The 17676-nt window shown below is 57.9% G+C and carries 15 protein-coding genes and 1 pseudogene; 8 read left to right on the plus strand and 8 right to left on the minus strand.

Annotation, left to right across the window (positions count from 1 at the left end; all coding sequences use genetic code 11):
- The 5 genes and pseudogenes from O3A94_05885 to O3A94_05905 all read right to left on the minus strand — a co-directional run bounded on the left by O3A94_05885 (position 1) and on the right by O3A94_05905 (position 5811).
- Entirely contained in the window at positions 1–909 is a 909-nt protein-coding gene (locus tag O3A94_05885; GenBank protein MDA1355785.1) for a divergent polysaccharide deacetylase family protein, read from the minus strand.
- Positions 906–1307, minus strand: a complete 402-nt coding sequence (gene cueR, locus O3A94_05890) for a Cu(I)-responsive transcriptional regulator (protein ID MDA1355786.1) — start codon at positions 1305–1307, stop codon at positions 906–908. Before cueR ends, O3A94_05885 begins: the two co-directional genes overlap by 4 nt.
- 25 nt (positions 1308–1332) lie before the next feature.
- Positions 1333–2865, minus strand: coding sequence for an altronate dehydratase family protein (locus O3A94_05895; protein MDA1355787.1), 1533 nt, complete (start codon positions 2863–2865; stop codon positions 1333–1335).
- Positions 2866–2924: 59 nt separating this feature from the next.
- Positions 2925–3557 (minus strand): class I SAM-dependent methyltransferase, encoded by a 633-nt coding sequence (locus tag O3A94_05900; GenBank protein ID MDA1355788.1) that lies wholly within the window; start codon positions 3555–3557, stop codon positions 2925–2927.
- Positions 3558–3561: 4 nt separating this feature from the next.
- Positions 3562–5811: pseudogene (locus tag O3A94_05905) on the minus strand (copper-translocating P-type ATPase).
- Between the two features lie 237 nt (positions 5812–6048).
- Here O3A94_05905 and O3A94_05910 point away from each other — a divergent pair.
- From O3A94_05910 to lexA, 6 genes are all read left to right on the plus strand, one after another.
- Complete coding sequence (locus O3A94_05910) at positions 6049–6633, plus strand: aminodeoxychorismate/anthranilate synthase component II (protein MDA1355789.1); 585 nt, start codon at positions 6049–6051, stop codon at positions 6631–6633.
- Positions 6634–6641: 8 nt separating this feature from the next.
- Positions 6642–7661 carry an anthranilate phosphoribosyltransferase gene (gene trpD, locus O3A94_05915; GenBank protein ID MDA1355790.1) on the plus strand — a complete coding sequence of 340 codons (1020 nt, stop codon included), beginning with the start codon at positions 6642–6644 and terminating at the stop codon, positions 7659–7661.
- Positions 7658–8473 carry an indole-3-glycerol phosphate synthase TrpC gene (gene trpC / locus O3A94_05920; GenBank protein MDA1355791.1) on the plus strand — a complete coding sequence of 272 codons (816 nt, stop codon included), beginning with the start codon at positions 7658–7660 and terminating at the stop codon, positions 8471–8473. The genes trpD and trpC overlap by 4 nt, the downstream gene beginning before the upstream one ends.
- A gap of 2 nt (positions 8474–8475) precedes the next feature.
- Positions 8476–8952, plus strand: coding sequence for a cyclic pyranopterin monophosphate synthase MoaC (gene moaC, locus O3A94_05925; GenBank protein ID MDA1355792.1), 477 nt, complete (start codon positions 8476–8478; stop codon positions 8950–8952).
- Positions 8953–8980: 28 nt separating this feature from the next.
- On the plus strand, positions 8981–10195 hold the full coding sequence (locus O3A94_05930) for a molybdopterin molybdotransferase MoeA (protein ID MDA1355793.1): 1215 nt from the start codon (positions 8981–8983) through the stop codon (positions 10193–10195).
- 111 nt (positions 10196–10306) lie between these two features.
- A complete protein-coding gene (gene lexA / locus O3A94_05935; protein ID MDA1355794.1) occupies positions 10307–11008 on the plus strand; it encodes a transcriptional repressor LexA in 702 nt (233 codons plus the stop codon).
- Positions 11009–11030: 22 nt separating this feature from the next.
- On the opposite strand, the gene O3A94_05940 is transcribed toward lexA, so the two are convergent.
- A complete protein-coding gene (locus O3A94_05940; protein MDA1355795.1) occupies positions 11031–13199 on the minus strand; it encodes a ComEC/Rec2 family competence protein in 2169 nt (722 codons plus the stop codon).
- A gap of 146 nt (positions 13200–13345) precedes the next feature.
- On the opposite strand from O3A94_05940, the gene gltX reads away from it, so the two are divergent.
- Together gltX and gltA are read left to right on the plus strand one after the other, a co-directional pair.
- On the plus strand, positions 13346–14755 hold the full coding sequence (gene gltX / locus O3A94_05945) for a glutamate--tRNA ligase (protein ID MDA1355796.1): 1410 nt from the start codon (positions 13346–13348) through the stop codon (positions 14753–14755).
- Positions 14756–14879: 124 nt separating this feature from the next.
- Complete coding sequence (gltA, locus tag O3A94_05950) at positions 14880–16202, plus strand: citrate synthase (protein ID MDA1355797.1); 1323 nt, start codon at positions 14880–14882, stop codon at positions 16200–16202.
- 257 nt (positions 16203–16459) lie between these two features.
- Here gltA and gloA read toward each other — a convergent pair whose 3' ends face one another.
- Together gloA and O3A94_05960 are read right to left on the minus strand one after the other, a co-directional pair.
- Positions 16460–16867 (minus strand): lactoylglutathione lyase, encoded by a 408-nt coding sequence (gene gloA, locus O3A94_05955; GenBank protein ID MDA1355798.1) that lies wholly within the window; start codon positions 16865–16867, stop codon positions 16460–16462.
- A 19-nt stretch (positions 16868–16886) separates the two neighbouring features.
- On the minus strand, positions 16887–17676 hold a 790-nt coding region (locus O3A94_05960; GenBank protein ID MDA1355799.1), incomplete at its 5' end, for a lipid-A-disaccharide synthase.

Genomic DNA, 17676 nt, shown 5'->3' on the forward strand with positions numbered 1-17676 from the left:
TCAGCACGCGCATTCCAGTGCGGCAATGGTGCTAATGGGAACAAACTCGAAGCCGCGCTTGCGCGCATCGGGCAACCAGCGTTTCAATACCGCTAGAGTTTCATTGTGGGGGTGGCCGATGGCCACCGCTCGCCCGGTTTCGCGCGCCAACTCTTCGACGGCGCGCAATTGATCTTCAATGAAACTTTTCTCGAGCGAGTTATCGAGAAAGACATCTCGAGACGCAAAGGGCATGCGGGACGCCTCTGCGAGGCGGGCGCCAATCGTAGAGTTGATCGTTACGGAATCTAAATAGAGTAAGCCACGCGCTTCAAGCTCGCTCAGAACTACCGACATCGCGTGCCGGTTCTGGGAAAATTTGCTGCCCATATGATTGTTAATGCCGACATATCCCGCAAGGCGAGCCAGATTGTCAGACAATCTGCGCATGAGTTCGTTGTCGCCCAGATTGATCAACAGGGCATTCGGCCCTGGGTCGGCGGATGAATCTGTCGGCTCCATCGGCATGTGGACAAGAATTTCGAAACCACGCTGCCTAGCTCGCTGCGCAAATTCCGCCGCGCGCGCGGTGTAGGGCAGAATGGCGAGCGTTATCCCCTCGCCCAGCGCCATCACGCGCACAAACTCTTCTTCGTTATGGCCCAAATCATCGATCACGAGGGCGATGATTGGCGCTTCACCTGATTCCTTCGACTGCGCGGCATAGCGCCGCCAATCGGGAAGTTCCGATTGCACTATTTCGGAAGACTGCAGATCTGTGATCTCTGATACTTGCCCTTGCGCCGACCTGCTCACGGCAACCGCGGATTTTAATTCAGTTTCTGCAGCTTCAGCGCCTTGCCAGGAAAACGCGTTGGCTGACAGCAATGCGATGAAGAACGTGGCGAACACGGCCAACGGAGCGTTCATACGTCCCGTGGCCCAAGCGCCAGTTCTTGCAAAATCGGACATTCCGGCCGTTCGTCACCATGACACTTATCGGCCAAATGCAATAAGGTGCGCCGGATGGAATCTAGTTCCGCCATTTTGCGCTCGATCTCGTCGACATGTTTGAGCGCGATGTTCTTCACGACCGCACTTGCCCGTCCGCGGTCGTTAAAAAGCGCGAGAAGATTTTTGACATCTTGTATCGAGAAACCGAGGCCGCGCGCGCGGCTCACAAAGCGCAGAACTTCGATATCCTGTTTATCATATTCGCGGTAACCATTCGGCGTTCTATCGGGCTTGGGGATGAGGCCAATTTCCTCGTAATAGCGGATTGTCTTTGCCGGCACACCGGAGCGCGCGGCCACACGACCTATTTGCATCACGCTTATCCTTAGCGCAGCTTCTTCATAGGATGGCGCCGACTTGCCACGGCACGAACTCCTCATCGCCGAAGCCGAACGCTTCGCTCTTACTCGGCTCACCGGAGGCCGTGCGGAGAATAAGCTCGAAGATTTCCTGCCCGAGATTTTCTACATTGGCGTCGCCATCGACGATGCGACCGCAGTTGATATCCATATCCTCTTGCATGCGCCCAAACATTTCGCTGTTTGTCGCAAGTTTGAGGCTGGGCGTCGGCTTGCAACCGAAGACGGAACCTCGCCCGGTGGTGAAACAAACGACATTGGCACCACCGGCCACCATGCCTGTGACGGATACTGGGTCGTAGCCCGGTGTGTCCATAAAGACGAACCCCTTCGACCGGACGGCTTCGGCATACCGATAAACCTCGACCAAATTGCTGGTGCCGCCCTTCGCAGCGGCGCCAAGTGATTTTTCCAAAATTGTGGTGAGTCCACCCGCTTTGTTGCCCGGCGTCGGGTTGTTGTCGACAACGGCTCCGTTTTTCTTTGTGTAGTCTTCCCACCAGGCAATACGCTCCAACAGTTTGCGGCCGACGGATTCCGATTCGGCGCGTCGGATAAGGAGGTGTTCTGCGCCATATATTTCGGGCGTTTCGCCAAGAATCGCCGTGCCGCCATTGCGCACCAAAAGGTCGGCGGCGGCACCCAAGGCCGGATTCGCGGTGACACCCGAAAACGCATCGGAGCCGCCGCACTCCATGCCAAGCGTAATATGGCTAGCCGAGACGGTCTCACGTTTTGCCGCATCGGCCGCCGGTAGCATAGCTTCGATGCAAGCGATTCCCTCGCGCACCGAAGCATTGGTGCCACCCATGGCCTGTATCGTTTTGGTGTGCAGCGTCTCTCCCGTTGCAAGCCCGAGATCGTCCACCAGGCTATCGACCTGATTGATTTCGCAGCCTAAGCCCAACAAAAGGGTGCCAGCGATATTCGGGTGTACGGAATATCCGGCGATACAGCGGCGCAAATAGTCCCAGCCTTCGCCGTGAGAAGCGGTGCCACACCCGGAGCCATGGCTCAGCGCGATCACGCCATCGACATTTGGCCACTGATCCAGAGCGGGGCCGCGAAAATGGTCGGCTATATAGCGTGCGACCGTGGCCGAGCAGTTTACGCTGGTAATGACGGCAAGATAATTGCGCGTCGCGACGCGGCCATCGGCGCGAACGATACCTTGGAACGTGGCGCGCTCGCCCTCAGGGATAAATTTAGTGGGCTTAGCATCCACGCCGAATTCATAGTCGCGGGCGAACTCTGCAAAAACGAGATTGTGATCATGGACATGCTGTCCGGGCGCAATATCACAGGTAGCGAAGCCGATAGTCTGGCCATATTTCCGCACTGCCTCATCCTTGGCGATGTCGGCGGTGGCGATTTTGTGGCCAAACGGAATAGCGTCCGTCACATACAGAATTATACCGTTTTCCGGCAATTCGGTGCCGGCCTGCATATCGCCCTTGCTGACAACAACATTGTCAGAGGCGTGCAGCCGCAATACGGCATCATCATTTCTCATCGGATTCACCACAGAATTTCAACGCGGGGCTCAAGTATAAAGCAATAGTCAGGCGCTCACTACTGGGAGGCTTTTGGCGGGCGGTTTGCTGGTCGAGCGACAATGAGGCGGATAATATCGTCAACCAGAAAGTGGTTTTCGACTTCTTCAAATCCAGCCTCTTCGAGATAGAGATGGGTGTTGCGGTCGAAGGCGGCTCCATAGGCGAAGCGCACCCAGGGCGCCCACAGGCGCATGATGAAACGCTTCATGGGGTTTCTTGAATAGCTGTATTCGAGAAGACGGATTTCTCCATCGGGCTTGCAGATACGCGCCAATTCCTTCAGCGCCGGCAATTGATGCTCTCCCGCGAGCACGCAAAACAGGAAAGTCGAAACCACGGCGTCGAAACTGTTGTCCTCAAAGGATGTGTGCATGACATCCATTTCGACCAGTGCCACATCGCGGCCCTCTTCGTCGCGCCGACTGCTGGCGCGTGCCAGCATCGCGGGGCTGAGGTCAATTCCCACCATGTCGCTGTCTTGCGGATAAAACGGGATATTGCGCCCCGTACCGACACCGGCATCCAGGATGCGCCCGGACAGACCGGCAAAGAGAAGCGGCCGTATCGGTTGATAGCGTTTGCGCTCAAACGGTGCGTCGAGCAGATCGTACCATCTGGCGATACGTTGATAGGTAGCGCGTCGGCTCATGCGCCTACAGCCTAGCCGCGCGGAGACGCAGCGCATTGGATATGACGGATACCGAACTAAGACTCATGGCGACGCTGGCAATCATGGGATTGAGCAAGAGTCCGAAGGGCAGAAACAAAACGCCGGCCGCGATGGGAATACCGAGAAAATTATAGGCGAAGGCGAAAAACAGATTCTGGCGAATATTACGCATCGTCGCCCGGCTGAGCTGACGCGCCCGGGCGATGCCGCCCAAATCGCCGCGCAACAAAGTTATCGCCGCCGCTTCGATGGCGACATCAGTGCCAGTTCCCATGGCGATGCCAATATGCGCCGCTGCCAGGGCGGGCGCATCGTTGACGCCGTCGCCGGCCATGGCGACAATCCGCCCCTCGGCGCGCAGTTTTTGCACCACCTCCTGCTTTTGCGCCGGCAGCACTTCGGCCTGGACCTCGTCGATCCCGAGCGCCGCGGCAACCGAATTTGCGGTTGCGAGATTATCGCCGGACAGCATGACGACGCGCACGCCGTCGGCGTGCAGCCGGCGCATGGCCTCATATGATGACTCCTTGATCCTGTCCTCCACCGCAATAAGACCGGCGGCGGCGCCGTCTAAGGCGACGAACATGACCGTGCGGCCGGCCGCGCGGTGCGGCTCGGCAAAAACTTCGAGCTGGCCGATATCGATATTTTTTTCTGAGAACAGGCGGGCATTGCCAAGATTCACCACGACGCCTTTGACCTGTCCCGTCACGCCACGGCCGATTTCGGCCTGGAACGCGTTCGCCTCGCTTATGCCGAGCGATTTCTCGGCTGCAGCATCCATGATCGCGCGCGCCAAGGGGTGCTCACTGGCGCGCTCCAAGCCTGCGGCCAAGCGGAGTATGTCGTCTTCCCGATGACCTGAAAGCACCTCGATCGCCGCCACCCTGGGCTTGCCTTCTGTCAGAGTCCCGGTTTTATCGACCACAAGCGTATCGATTTTTTCAAACAGCTCCAGCGCTTCGGCATTGCGGATTAAGACGCCTACTTGTGCGCCGCGCCCGATGCCCACCATGATCGACATCGGCGTCGCCAGGCCAAGCGCGCACGGACAGGCGATGATCAAAACGGCGACCGCATTGACGAGGGCGTATCCCAGGCTTGGCGCCGGCCCAAATATCCCCCAGACCACGGCGGTTGCCAGCGCCACGGCGAGAACGACCGGAACGAACACCGCGGCGACCCGGTCGGCGCTGCGCTGGATCGGCGCCCGGCTGCGCCTGGCTTCGCTGACCATCTGTACAATGCGGAACAAGAGCGTTTCCTCGCCGACATGTTCGGCCTGCATAATGAACGCGCCGCTCGAATTCATCGTGCCGCCGGTGACGGCGTCGCCCGCGGTTTTTTCAACAGGCAGCGATTCGCCGGTCATCATCGATTCATCTATGGCGCTGCCGCCCTCGAGGACCACGCCGTCAACCGGCACCTTTTCGCCGGGGCGCACACGTAAGCGGTCTCCGACCTTGACTGCCGCCAGCGCGATGTCGTTTTCCGAGCCGTTCGCGCGGACGATTCGCGCCACTGCCGGGGCGAGATCCAGCAGCGCTTGAATCGCCGCTCCGGTCCGCGCGCGGGCGCGCAATTCCAACACCTGGCCGAGAATGACCAGAACGATGATGACACCCGCGGCTTCGAAATATACCGGAACGTTCCCCGCCGCCGAGCGGAACGCCGAGGGAAATATGTGCGGCACTGCGGTCGCGACAATGCTGTAGACGAATGCGACGCCGGTGCCGAGCGCAATTAAGGTGAACATGTTGAGATTGCCGCTGGTCACCGATCGCCAGCCGCGCTCGAAAAATGGCCAACCACCCCACAGCACGATCGGCGCTGCCAGAACCAGCTGAATCCAGGTCCACAGCCGCACTGAGGCGATTTGCTGCAACGGTTCGCCCGGTACCATTTCAGACATTGCGATAAACAGCAGCGGCAGGGCAAGTGCGCTGCCAAACCACAGGCGCCGGCGCATGCTGATCAGTTCCGGGTCTTCCGCCGCATCCAATTGGATTGTTTGTGGCTCCAGCGGCATCCCGCAAATCGGGCAGTCGCCGGGCTCTTTGGCCTCGACTTCCGGGTGCATCGGGCAGATGTATTTGGTCTCGCGGAGAGGCACATAGCTTGCCTCCAACGCCATGCCGCAACTGGGGCAAATGCTCGGCCGCGCGCTCTCTATTCCCGGACACATCGGACAGGTATATTTTTCGCCGGGGTCTGCCGGCGATGTTCTTGGCGCATCGCCAGGTTCGCAACATGAGTGCGCGTGGGTTGGTGTGTTTGTATTCATATGCGGTGTTCAAACTGGGAAGACAGTGGCGTATAAAGCCTGCCGGAAAACAGGGTGCTCATAAGTAGTATATGGTCCTTCCAGTTGCCGGAAGGTCAATGGTCAGGTTGGCCGCAGATTGCGCCCACGCTAGGCGCCCGTAAACGGCTGATGCATTTTACAAAAAGGACGCTATAACATATTGATATGTTGCTCTTAATCGACAATTACGACAGCTTTACCTTCAACCTCGTCCACTATTTAGGCGAGTTGGGGGCGGAAGTGACTATTTATCGCAACGACGCGATCAGCGCCGACGAGGCGCTGGCGTTGAGGCCGGATGGCATCGTCTTGTCTCCCGGACCCCGCGATCCGAACCAAGCAGGAATTTGCCTTGAGCTGATCAAGAAGAGTGCCGGCAGCATTCCGTTATTGGGTGTTTGCCTTGGCCATCAGGCGATCGGACAAGCGTTCGGCGGTAAAGTTGTACGGGCAACCAGCCTGATGCATGGCAAGACGAGCGACATCTACCACGAAGAACATGGTCTGTTTCAGGGATTGCCAACGCCCTTCACCGCCACGCGCTATCATTCCTTGATGGTTGAGCGAAATACGCTGCCAGGGTGCCTTGAAGTTACCGCCCAAACCGACGACGGTGTGGTGATGGGGCTATCGCACCGCGACTACCCGGTGCATGGCGTCCAATTTCACCCGGAAAGCATTGCCTCAGATCAAGGGCATGAATTATTGAAAAATTTTCTCGATATCGTGACAGGCAGCGGCGCAGCGTGAACGCGAGCATGGAAGATATTCGCGCGCTTATCGCCCACGTTGCCGCCGGAAATTCACTCAGTGTGGAACAGGCGGAGCGCGCCTTCGATATCATGATGACGGGCGAGGCAACGCCGGCGCAAATGGGCGGCTTGTTAATGGCGTTGCGCGTGCGCGGCGAAACCGTGGATGAGATCACCGGCGGCGCCAAGGCCATGCGCGCGCGCGCAGTGGCGATTGACGCACCTGAAGGCGCGATCGACACCTGTGGCACTGGCGGTGATGCCAAAGGCACGTTCAATGTTTCCACGGGAGCCGCGATCGTTGCCGCCGCATGCGGCGTACCGGTCGCAAAACACGGCAATCGCGCACTTTCATCCAAGTCCGGCTCGGCCGATGTTCTGACGTCGCTCGGCGTCAATATCGAGGCTGACATGTCGCTGGTGCAGGAATCGTTGTGGCAGGCGAATATCGGATTTCTGATGGCGCCACGGCATCATGGAGCGATGCGCCATGTGGCGCCGACGCGGGTCGAATTGGGAACCCGCACCATTTTCAATTTATTGGGACCCCTGTCGAACCCGGCGGGCGCGAAGCGCCAACTCATCGGCGTGTTTGACGGAGTCTGGGCGGAGCCTATGGCCGAAGTGCTGCGCAATTTGGGCTCCGAGCGAGTGTGGGTCGTGCATGGTTCCGACGGCACCGATGAGCTCACCACCACCGGTCCCAGCGATGTCGTGGAATTGCGCGACGGGGAATTGCGGCGCTTTGAAGTGACGCCTGAAGAAGCCGGGCTGGCCCGCGTATCCCTAGACGCCATCAAAGGCGGCGACAGCGACGAAAATGCCCGGACCATGGTGGCGGTTCTGGATGGCGTATCCGGGCCAATCCGCGATATCGTGCTCCTCAATACGGCGGCCGCCTTAATCGTGGCCGGACGGGTGGAGACATTGCGCGACGGCATCGCGGCGGCGGCTGAAACCGTCGATTCAGGCGCCGCACGTGCGACCCTGAATGAGCTGGTCGCGATTACTAACCGTGCGGCATGAGCGATATTCTCGCCCAAATATGCGCCGACAAGCGCGAGCATATAGCGCGCTGTAAACAGCAACAATCGCTCGGCGTGCTGGAGACCGCCGCCAAAGCCGCCGCTGCGCCGCGAGGGTTTGCCGCGGCACTGACCCGGGCGTCGAAGAATGGCGGATTGGCGCTTATCGCTGAGTTGAAGAAAGCCTCTCCCAGTAAGGGGCTTATCCGATCTGACTTCGATCCGAAGACATTGGCTCGCGCGTACGAATCCGGTGACGCCTGCTGTCTTTCGGTGCTGACCGACAAACCCTATTTCGATGGCGAGGATATATTCCTCACCCAGGCTCGCGCCGCGGTGGTGATCCCGGTGTTGCGCAAGGATTTCATGTTGGACCCGTATCAGATTGTCGAAGCGCGGGCGCTTGGCTCCGACTGTATCCTGCTCATCATGGCGGCGCTTTCAAACAGCCAGGCGGCGGAATTGAAATCCACTGCGGAGACCTTAGGCATGGACGTGTTGGTGGAAGTCCATGACGCCGCGGAACTGGCGCGCGCTGCTGAACTCGGCGCGGCACTGATCGGCATCAACAATCGAAATCTCAAAACTCTCGCAGTGGACCTCGCTACGACCGAACAATTGTTGCCCGGCGTTCCCGCTGGATGCGACGTGGTGTGCGAAAGCGGCCTCAACTCTCATGCCGATTTGAAGCGCATGGCCAAACTTGGCGTGACACGCTTTTTGGTCGGCGAATCGCTAATGCGCCAGGCCGACGTGGCCTTAGCCACCAGACTCCTGCTCACCGGCGAGAGCGGCGTGGAAGGAAGGGTCTGAGCATGTCCTCATTCACCCATTTCGACGATGACGGCCGCGCCCGCATGGTCGACGTCTCGGGGAAAGCAATCACTGAACGTAGTGCTACCGCCCAGGCCAGCGTTCTTATGCAACCTGAAACGCTGCAATTAATCCGCACCGGTGGCGTCAAGAAGGGCGATGTGCTTCAGGTTGGACGGCTCGCCGGAATCATGGCGGCCAAACGCACATCTGATCTGATCCCGCTCTGCCATCCGCTTGGGCTGGACGCGGTTGAGGTGGACCTCGTTTGTGACAGCGAACGAAACGCCGTTGATATCTCTGCCACCTGCCGCGTTAAATCACGCACCGGTGTTGAAATGGAAGCGCTGACCGCCGCTTCCGTGGCGGCGCTGACGGTCTACGACATGTGCAAATCCGTCGATCGCGGGATGCGCATTACGGACTTGCGGCTGACATACAAGGCCGGCGGCAAATCCGGCGACTTTGTCCAAGACTGAACTTCCCTGGCATTAGGACGACGCCCGAATGATATCCGTTGGCGAGGCCATTTCACGAATTACTGGTGCATTCGAGCCCTTGGCCGCCGAAACTGTATGGCTGGGCGAAGCGGTTGGCCGCGTTCTGGCGGAAGATGTAGTGGCGCGAACGACGCAGCCACCGTTCGATGTTTCGGCTATGGACGGGTACGCGGTGCGGAGTGAAGACGTGACGCATGCGCCCGTAACAATTAGGCAAATTGGCGACGTACCTGCCGGGCAACAGTTCGAAGGAACCGTCGGGCCGGGCGAGACGGTGCGCATTTTTACCGGCTCACGCATGCCAAACGGCGCTGACACGATCGTCATTCAGGAAAATACCGAGGCTGACGGACAGCAGATCACGGTTTTGAAAGCGGCACGCAAAGCGCAGTTTATCCGCCCTGCCGGCCTGGATTTTAGCGCCGGCGACATCGGCCTCAAGGCTGGGCAGCACCTGACACCTCGTGCCATCGGCTATGCCGCAGCCATGAATCATCCTTCGCTCGCAGTTCGGCGCAAGCCGCGCGTGGCGATCCTGGCGACCGGCGATGAAATCGTGATGCCTGGCGAGCCGATCGGGCCCAACCAGATCGTCAGCTCAAACTCTCACGCGCTTGCAGCCGCCGTACGGAACTATGGCGGTGAGCCGCTCAGCCTCGGTATCGCCCCGGATGACCGGCAAGGACTGAAGGCGATGGCGGCCGGAGCAAGGGGCGCGGACATATTGGTGACTACGGGCGGCGCCTCGGTGGGCGATCATGATCTGGTGCAAAGCGTGTTGGGTGAGATCGGACTTGAACTAGATTTTTGGAAGATTGCCATGCGCCCCGGCAAGCCCCTTATCTTTGGCTCGATCGGCGATACGCGCGTGCTGGGTTTGCCCGGAAATCCGGTTTCGGCGCTCGTCTGCGCGCTTATTTTTTTGCGCCCGGCGATGTTCCGCATGCTCGGCCTCGCAGCCCAGGCATCGCCAGAATGGCCGGTACGGATTGATCGCGATTTGGCGGCCAATGATGAACGGCAGGATTATTTGAGGGCGACATTGCAGACGACACCAGACGGCGAACTTTCTGTCTCGCCGTTTGATCGTCAGGACAGTTCGATGATTTCTCTCTTGGCCCAATCAGAGGCGCTTATTGTGCGTCCACCATTCGACCCCGCCGTTGTGGCAGGCGATGTAGTCAAGGTCATCCCGTTTTCTTCGGATATTCCGCTAATATAGAAATCACCGCCTCGGGCCAGAAACTCTCCGATAATTTCTTGACAGCCAAAAAGAACCAAACTAGAACATAACTCATCGTTTCTATTTTGTTCATTTTGTGGAGGGCCGGGCGTGCTGACCAAAAAACAGCTTGAACTACTGCTCTTCATCGATGAACACTTGAAAAATCACGGTACGGCTCCGTCATTCGAAGAGATGAAAATGGCGGTAAATCTCAAGTCAAAATCTGGAATTCATCGGCTTGTTACGGCGCTAGAGGAACGTGGTTTCCTGCGCCGTCTGCCGCACCGTGCGCGGGCCTTGGAAATTACCAAGCTGCCGTCGTCGCATCGCGCCGAAGTCGCCGAACCGGTGGGTAGAGGCTTCCATCCCAGCGTCATCGAAGGCGACTTCAGCCAAAACCGGAACAATCGCGCAATCGAATCCTCAGAGAGTGTGTTGTTGCCTCTTTATGGGCGTATCGCTGCGGGCATGCCGATCGAAGCGCTGCGCGATGAATCAAATACGATCAGCATCCCTGCCAGCATGTTGGGCAAAGGGGACCATTACGCGCTTGAAATCGACGGCGATTCCATGATTGAGGCCGGCATTCTCGATGGCGATACGGCCGTCATCGAACGCTGCGAAAGCGCAGAAAATGGGACCATTGTGGTTGCCCTCGTGGATGAGTCAGAGGTCACGCTGAAGCGCCTCAGGCGCAAGGGCGAGTCCATTGCGCTTGAACCGGCAAACATGTCCTACGAGACGAGGATATTTGGCCCCGGGCGCGTGCGTGTGCAGGGCCGGCTAGCCGGAATCATACGTAGTTACTGAGACTGCTGCCCGGCCGATTGTTTTAATTTTTCTCAGTTTGCCGGCGCCGCACCCACGGCCTGTCGCCCCGCGCCTCGGCGACCGTGCGAACGCGGGCGCCCCCAACTTCCAACCAGATTGCATGGGCACCGTGCCGCCACAGATCAAAACGGTCAATCACAGTATGCGGCGCAGCGCAGAGTATTCTTACCGGAACCAAGCTGATCACCAGGTTTGCCTCAGCACAATCTTCTGGTAGCGCGCGTGCGTCACGGACGAAGGCGATCTTCTGTCCGGCAATTTCCTGTAAACATCCGAGGGAATCGCAGCGCAACCCTTCCGGAGCTGGGGCGCCTTCGCGCCAAGGCCACTCCGATGATTTTTCTTGGCCCGCCCGGCGCAACCAAATATCGCCAGCAAATTGCGCCCGGCGCAGCGATGAAAGCCAAATCTCACCGCTTTCGTCCCGTGTCGCGATCAACCGGCCATCGCCGTCGATCAAAATATCGGGCGAGCGGTGAGTCAGCATGAGGACAAGGCCGGGTATGACAAGTAGGAACCCGGCCAAGCGCCACGGCCGCCGCCAAATACAAAGCCAAACACCGCCCAGCACGATCAAGGCGAGCGCCAGCGGTGGCATGGCACCGGCGTGAATGACCGATCCCGGCATGCCGGCGACACTCCCGGCAATCCAATCCATCGCTTGCAATCCCAAGCCCATGGGCTCAAGCGCTAATTTTTCGAGACCGAACGGCATCAGAAGCAACGCCAACAGACCCCAGGGCATCACCCATAGCCCGGTCAGTGGCACTGCAGCAAGGTTGGCCAACAAACCATATTCGGCGAAGCGGTTAAAATGGTAAATCGCGAACGGCGCGGTCGCGCCGCCGGCGACAATAGAGGTTACAGCGATGCCGAGGAGATAAAGCAGCGGTCGAAGTTTCAGGCTCGCGCCTGAAGCGAGACTAGCCAGTGGCCGGCGCAAAAATTCATAGGCAGCGACCAGTGTGGCTGCTGCCGCGAATGACATTTGGAAACTCGGCCCCATCAAACTCTCCGGTCTGAAGAGAAGCAGAATGAAGGCGGCAAGAGCGATCAAGCGCATCGACAGCGACGTGCGGTCCAGAATTATCGCGAGCAGTACGAGACTGGTCATCATGAAAGCGCGTTGGGTCGGTATGCTGGCGCCGGAAAGAAGCAAATAGCACAGTGAGCCAAGCAGAGCCGTCAGCGCAGCCCACTTTTTTATCGGATAGCGCAAGGCCAATGGCTCGATTGCCGCCAGACCTATTCGAACGACAACAAATATGATGCCCGCGACCAACCCGATATGTAGTCCGGAAATCGCCAAAAGATGCGCGAGCCCCGAAGCTCGCATGTTGTCCAATGTAGATTTTGGAATTGCGCTCCGGTCGCCGGTCAACAGCGCCGTTGCTAGCCCACCGCCGCGATCTTCCAAAACGGCGACGATGCGGGACGATATCCGATACCGCAAACCGCGCAGCCAAACGGATACGCCGCGGTGCGGTGGCTGACTCGCATCATCGAGAAGTTCCGCCGCGCCGTAGGAAAACCCGACTGCGCCAACTCCTTGAAACCAAGATTGCCGGCCAAAATCCCAGGCACCGGGAGCAACTGGCTCGGGCGGTGGCTGTAGCGACGCGGTGAGGCGAACATAATCACCGGGCGTAGGGCGCGACGATGCGCCGTCTTTATTGCCGAGGGATGGAACATGAACGGTAATGCGGGCGCGCAACGGTGTTTCAACAGCCGGAACGTCTCGTATCGTCAAATTGTCTAGAACATAACGTTGTTGACCGTCGCCGATTCCGGCATCAATTAAGCGACCATGCACTTCAACCGGGCCAATTTTCTCTTTCAAGATCGGCGCAGCGACGATCATTGTTCTGACCTGACCGGCCGCTAAGCCACAACCCGCTATGGCGAGTCCAAGGAAAAACAAAGCCAGCCAGGTGCGTTGCCGAGAGCAGAAAGCGAGGCCGAAGAAAATGGCAGCCCATGCCGGCCCGGCCCAAAGAGGCGGCTCGATAGGGAGCAAAAAATACCCGGCAACGCCGAAGGCTAAAGCGACGGGCGCCCACAGTAACCAGCGTTCACGCTCGGAATACAAAAGCGCAGCGGCTAATCGCTCCTTCGTCCGGCCGAGCGCATGGCTCAGAGAATCCAGACCGCTAGCCACCGCGAGACGCATGAAGCACCCCCGTTTTATTGCTGTATCAACTCGTTGCGCCCGGCCACAAATAGCGGGCAGTAATTTCCCTATCCCGGACGGAATATGCTACATGCCGGACGCGCGAAGCATCACAACAGTAGCCTTTGAATGGTGGCCAAGAAAGCATGACCGTCGTTACAAGATTCGCTCCGTCGCCAACTGGATTTCTTCATGTCGGCGGCGCCAGAACTGCGTTGTTCAATTGGCTCTATGCGCGCCATACCAACGGCAAGTTTCTGCTTCGTATCGAAGACACAGATCGCGTTCGCTCGACCGAAGACGCCGTTCAGGCCATTTTCGATGGCCTTGACTGGCTGGGCCTAGCGCATGACGACAAAGTGGTATTCCAATCCACAGGCGCCGGGCGGCACGCGGAGCTTGCACATCAGTTAATTAAGACTGGAAATGCATATCGCTGCTGGTGCACGCCGGAAGAATTAACCGAAATGCGCGAGCAGGCGCGCGCGGAAGGCCGGCGCATGCTTTACGACCGGCGCTGGCGCGACCGCGACCCCGCCGAGGCGCCAGCGGGCATCGCGCCGGTTATCCGTTTCAGGGCGCCGACCGAAGGTGAAACGGTTATCGAAGATTTGGTGCAGGGCGCCGTGCGCGTCGCCAATGCACAGCTCGATGACATGATCCTTCTGCGCTCAGACGACACGCCGACCTATATGCTTTCCGTCGTCGCAGATGATCACGACATGGGCGTGACCCACGCTATACGTGGCGACGATCATCTGACAAATGCCGCGCGCCAAACACAGCTCTTTTTCGCGCTTGGCTGGCAACCGCCTCAATATGCGCACATACCCCTCATTCACGGTGCCGATGGTGCCAAGCTATCGAAGCGCCACGGCGCGCTTGCGGTCGCTGCCTATGCCGAAATGGGCGTTCTTGCCGAAGCCATGTGCAACTACCTTCTGCGCTTAGGATGGAGTCATGGCGATGACGAAATAATCTCGCGCGAGCAGGCTATGGAGTGGTTTGAGCTGGCGTCAATCGGCCGTTCGCCGGCGCGCTTCGACATGGAGAGGTTGAACAGTCTCAACGGCCATTACATCCGCCAAGCGGATGACAGCAGGCTGCTTTCTCTGCTCGAGCCGCGCATAGCGGATTTGCTTGAAAAGGCGCCGGATCCGGCTCTGCTCCTGCGTCTCGAATCCTTGTTGCCGAGCCTCAAGACAAGGGCAAACAATCTCGTTGAAATAGCTGAAAACGCACTGTTTTTGTTTGTTCAGCGCCCTTTGTCTTTTAATCAAAAAGCTGCAAAAATCATCACGCCGGCCACACGAATAATGGTGGCGGAATTGTTGACCGAATTGGAAGCGCTGGACGAATGGAGCACGGAATCTCTGGAATCAGCGGTGCGCGGCTTTATTGACAGCCATTCATTGAAAATGGGTGATGTGGCACAGCCATTACGAGCAGGATTGACCGGGAAAACGGTATCTCCCGGCATTTTCGATGTAATGATATCTCTTGGGCGAGAGGAATCTCTCGGGCGGTTGAGTGACGTTGCCGCGCAAGCGCCCTAGCCGGCCTTTAGAATTGATAAATACTGCCTTCAGGCCTATGATTGTGGGCCTGGGCCAAGTGGGTCTTCGCACGCCGAATTCGCCCGAGAACGCTTGCTGTCCATATCTACGATAAGGAATATTTATGACCGCCGATGCGCAGAAAGGTTTGTCCTCCGACAACGCAACCTTCTCTTTGACAGACAACGCGACCGGTCAAACCATCGAGCTTCCCGTTATTACAGGAAGTTTGGGACCGAAAGTGATCGATGTCCGCAACCTATACAGCGGAACCGGCAAATTCACTTACGACCCGGGCTTTACCTCTACTGGTTCGTGCGAATCCAAGATTACCTATATCGACGGCGACGAGGGAACGCTTCTCCATCGCGGCTATGCCATCGACGATCTTGCCGAGAACAGCGATTTTCTCGAAGTCGCATATCTACTGCTTTATGGTGAGCTTCCGAATGCTCATCAGAAACAGAGTTTCGACGACACCATTACCCAGCACACAATGGTGCATGAACAGATTAATTACCTGTTTCGGGGTTTCCGACGTGATTCCCACCCGATGGCCGTGATGATCGGCGTCGTCGGCGCCTTGGCGGCGTTTTATCACGATACCACCGATATTGAGGACCCGCGCCAACGGATGATTGCGTCACACCGCCTCATCGCGAAGATGCCGACGATCGCGGCGATGGCCCATAAATATGCCATCGGCCAGCCTTTCGTGTATCCGCGCAACGATCTGAATTATTCCGAAAATTTTCTCCATATGCTGTTTGCGGTGCCGTGCCAGGATTATGAAATCAACCCGGTATTGGCGAAGGCGATGGATCGGATATTGATCCTGCATGCGGATCACGAACAGAATGCCTCGACCTCGACGGTCCGCCTCGCCGGATCGTCGGGCGCCAATCCTTATGCTTGCATCGCCGCCGGAATTGCGACCCTGTGGGGCCCGGCACATGGCGGCGCCAATGAAGCCGTCGTCCATATGCTTGACGAAATCGGCACCGTGGATCGTATCCCCGAATTCGTTGCCAAAGCCAAGGACAAGGAAGACTCCTTCCGCCTGATGGGTTTCGGTCATCGGGTTTACAAAAATTATGATCCGCGCGCGAAAGTGCTGCACAAAACCTGCCATGAGGTGCTGGACGATTTAGGCCTGGACAATGAAATGCTTAACATCGCACGGGAAATGGAGCGGATCGCGCTGGAAGATGAGTATTTCATCGAGCGCAAGTTATATCCCAATGTGGATTTCTATTCCGGCATCATCCTACAGGCTCTTGGCATTCCGTCTCACCTGTTCACGGTGATTTTCGCCTTGGCGCGCACCGTGGGGTGGATCGCGCAATGGAACGAGATGATTGAAGATCCACATCAAAAAATTGGCCGGCCGCGCCAGCTTTATACCGGCGAAAAACAGCGTGGCTACATCGCCGTCGATCAGCGGTGAATAACATGCTTGAGCGTGCGCCGGGAGACCGGCATCGTAGACCCGCTGGGTCAGGCGGATTTCGCGGACGGCAAAGCAAGGCAATTGAATCAGGTCCGACGCGCTATCCCAGGGACGCCTGGCCGGCAAACGACAATAAGCCGCCGGCATGGCGCGGCGCGCGCGGATGGGCACTTTTGGGCATGGGAATCGGCAGCTTTGCCTTTGTAGCCGTTACGCTGTTGCTTTAGCCAGAATAGGTGCTCATCGCGGCGCCTTTATTTTTTCTCGATCAGCTCAATTTTGTAGCCGTCCGGATCATCAACAAACGCGATGACTGTAGTGCCGTGCATCATCGGCCCCGGCGGCCGAGGAATGTTAGCGCCCGCGGCTTCGAGCTTCTCGCAGGTACCGTAAATGTCAGGCACGCCAATGGCGACATGGCCAAATCCGTTGCCGAGATCATAAGCCCGTTCCTGGTCCCAATTATAGGTCAATTCGATTACGGCGCTTGAACTTGCGTCGCCATAGCCGACGAAGGCCAACGTGAATTTTCCACCTGGATAGTCGTTTCGGCTGAGCAGCTTCATGCCAAGCAATCCGGTATAAAATTCGACCGACTTGTCGAGATCCTTCACCCGGATCATGGTGTGAAGTATTTGGGCTGCGGAACCAGTCTCACTCATTTTTATTTCTCCATTTTCGCTAGTGTGTTTTGACGACAGCCAATACGGCTTTCGCCGCCAATTCGCTCGGCGCAATTCCGCCGATTCCCAATTGCCGCGAAACGATGCGGAAGCATTCGATTTGATCAGCTCGAGCTGCAGGGTCAAGCAATATGTTCTCGACCGCTGGCACGAGCTGACTTGGCGTGCATGCCTCTTGCAGAAACTCGGGGGCTGCGCGGCGTCCCGCCACAATGTTGGCCAATGCGATGTGCTGCACATGCACGACCTTCCGCGCCAACGCAACGGTGACCGGGTTGGCGCGATAGGTAACTACCATTGGCACCCCGGCGATCGCCAGCTCGAGAGTTGCCGTGCCTGATGATGTCAGCGCGGCGTTGCTGGCGGCTAGCGCGGCGTATTTGGCGTCTCGCTCACTACCGTCGATGATCACCACTTTAACGTTCCAACTTTCCACGGCCGCTGCGATCTCCTTACGCAATGCCGGTACCGCCGGGACGACGGCCCAATCGAGCGTCTTACGCGCCGCCAGAGAATTTACTGTTTCGCCGAAAATCGGCAAATGCCGTGAGACCTCTGAATGCCGGCTACCAGGAAGGATCGCGAGCAATGATTCACTAGCCGGAATGCCATGCTCGCGGCGAAATGCTGCGCCATCGGCATCGCCAATAAAGCCCTCGGCCAGGGGATGGCCGACAATCGTCGTTTGCAGACCGGTTCCCTCAAAATAATTCTCCTCAAACGGAAAGAGCAGCAGCAAATGCGCGAGAAATTTGGCTATCTTGCCTGCCCGCCCGGGACGCCAGGCC

This window comes from Pseudomonadota bacterium, assembly GCA_027624955.1.
Taxonomy (GTDB): Bacteria; Pseudomonadota; Alphaproteobacteria; order UBA828; family UBA828; genus PTKB01.

Bases quoted from the DNA above. Each gene is read 5' to 3' on its own strand.
- moaC (MDA1355792.1), top strand. From the start codon at position 8,476: ATGTCCTCATTCACCCATTTCGACGATGACGGCCGCGCCCGCATGGTC.
- trpD (MDA1355790.1), top strand. From the start codon at position 6,642: ATGGAAGATATTCGCGCGCTTATCGCCCACGTTGCCGCCGGAAATTCA.
- gltA (MDA1355797.1), top strand. From the start codon at position 14,880: ATGACCGCCGATGCGCAGAAAGGTTTGTCCTCCGACAACGCAACCTTC.
- gltX (MDA1355796.1), top strand. From the start codon at position 13,346: ATGACCGTCGTTACAAGATTCGCTCCGTCGCCAACTGGATTTCTTCAT.
- O3A94_05930 (MDA1355793.1), top strand. From the start codon at position 8,981: ATGATATCCGTTGGCGAGGCCATTTCACGAATTACTGGTGCATTCGAG.
- O3A94_05895 (MDA1355787.1), bottom strand. From the start codon at position 2,865: ATGAGAAATGATGATGCCGTATTGCGGCTGCACGCCTCTGACAATGTT.
- O3A94_05885 (MDA1355785.1), bottom strand. From the start codon at position 909: ATGAACGCTCCGTTGGCCGTGTTCGCCACGTTCTTCATCGCATTGCTG.
- O3A94_05900 (MDA1355788.1), bottom strand. From the start codon at position 3,557: ATGAGCCGACGCGCTACCTATCAACGTATCGCCAGATGGTACGATCTG.
- trpC (MDA1355791.1), top strand. From the start codon at position 7,658: ATGAGCGATATTCTCGCCCAAATATGCGCCGACAAGCGCGAGCATATA.
- O3A94_05910 (MDA1355789.1), top strand. From the start codon at position 6,049: ATGTTGCTCTTAATCGACAATTACGACAGCTTTACCTTCAACCTCGTC.
- cueR (MDA1355786.1), bottom strand. From the start codon at position 1,307: ATGCAAATAGGTCGTGTGGCCGCGCGCTCCGGTGTGCCGGCAAAGACA.
- gloA (MDA1355798.1), bottom strand. From the start codon at position 16,867: ATGAGTGAGACTGGTTCCGCAGCCCAAATACTTCACACCATGATCCGG.
- O3A94_05940 (MDA1355795.1), bottom strand. From the start codon at position 13,199: ATGCGTCTCGCGGTGGCTAGCGGTCTGGATTCTCTGAGCCATGCGCTC.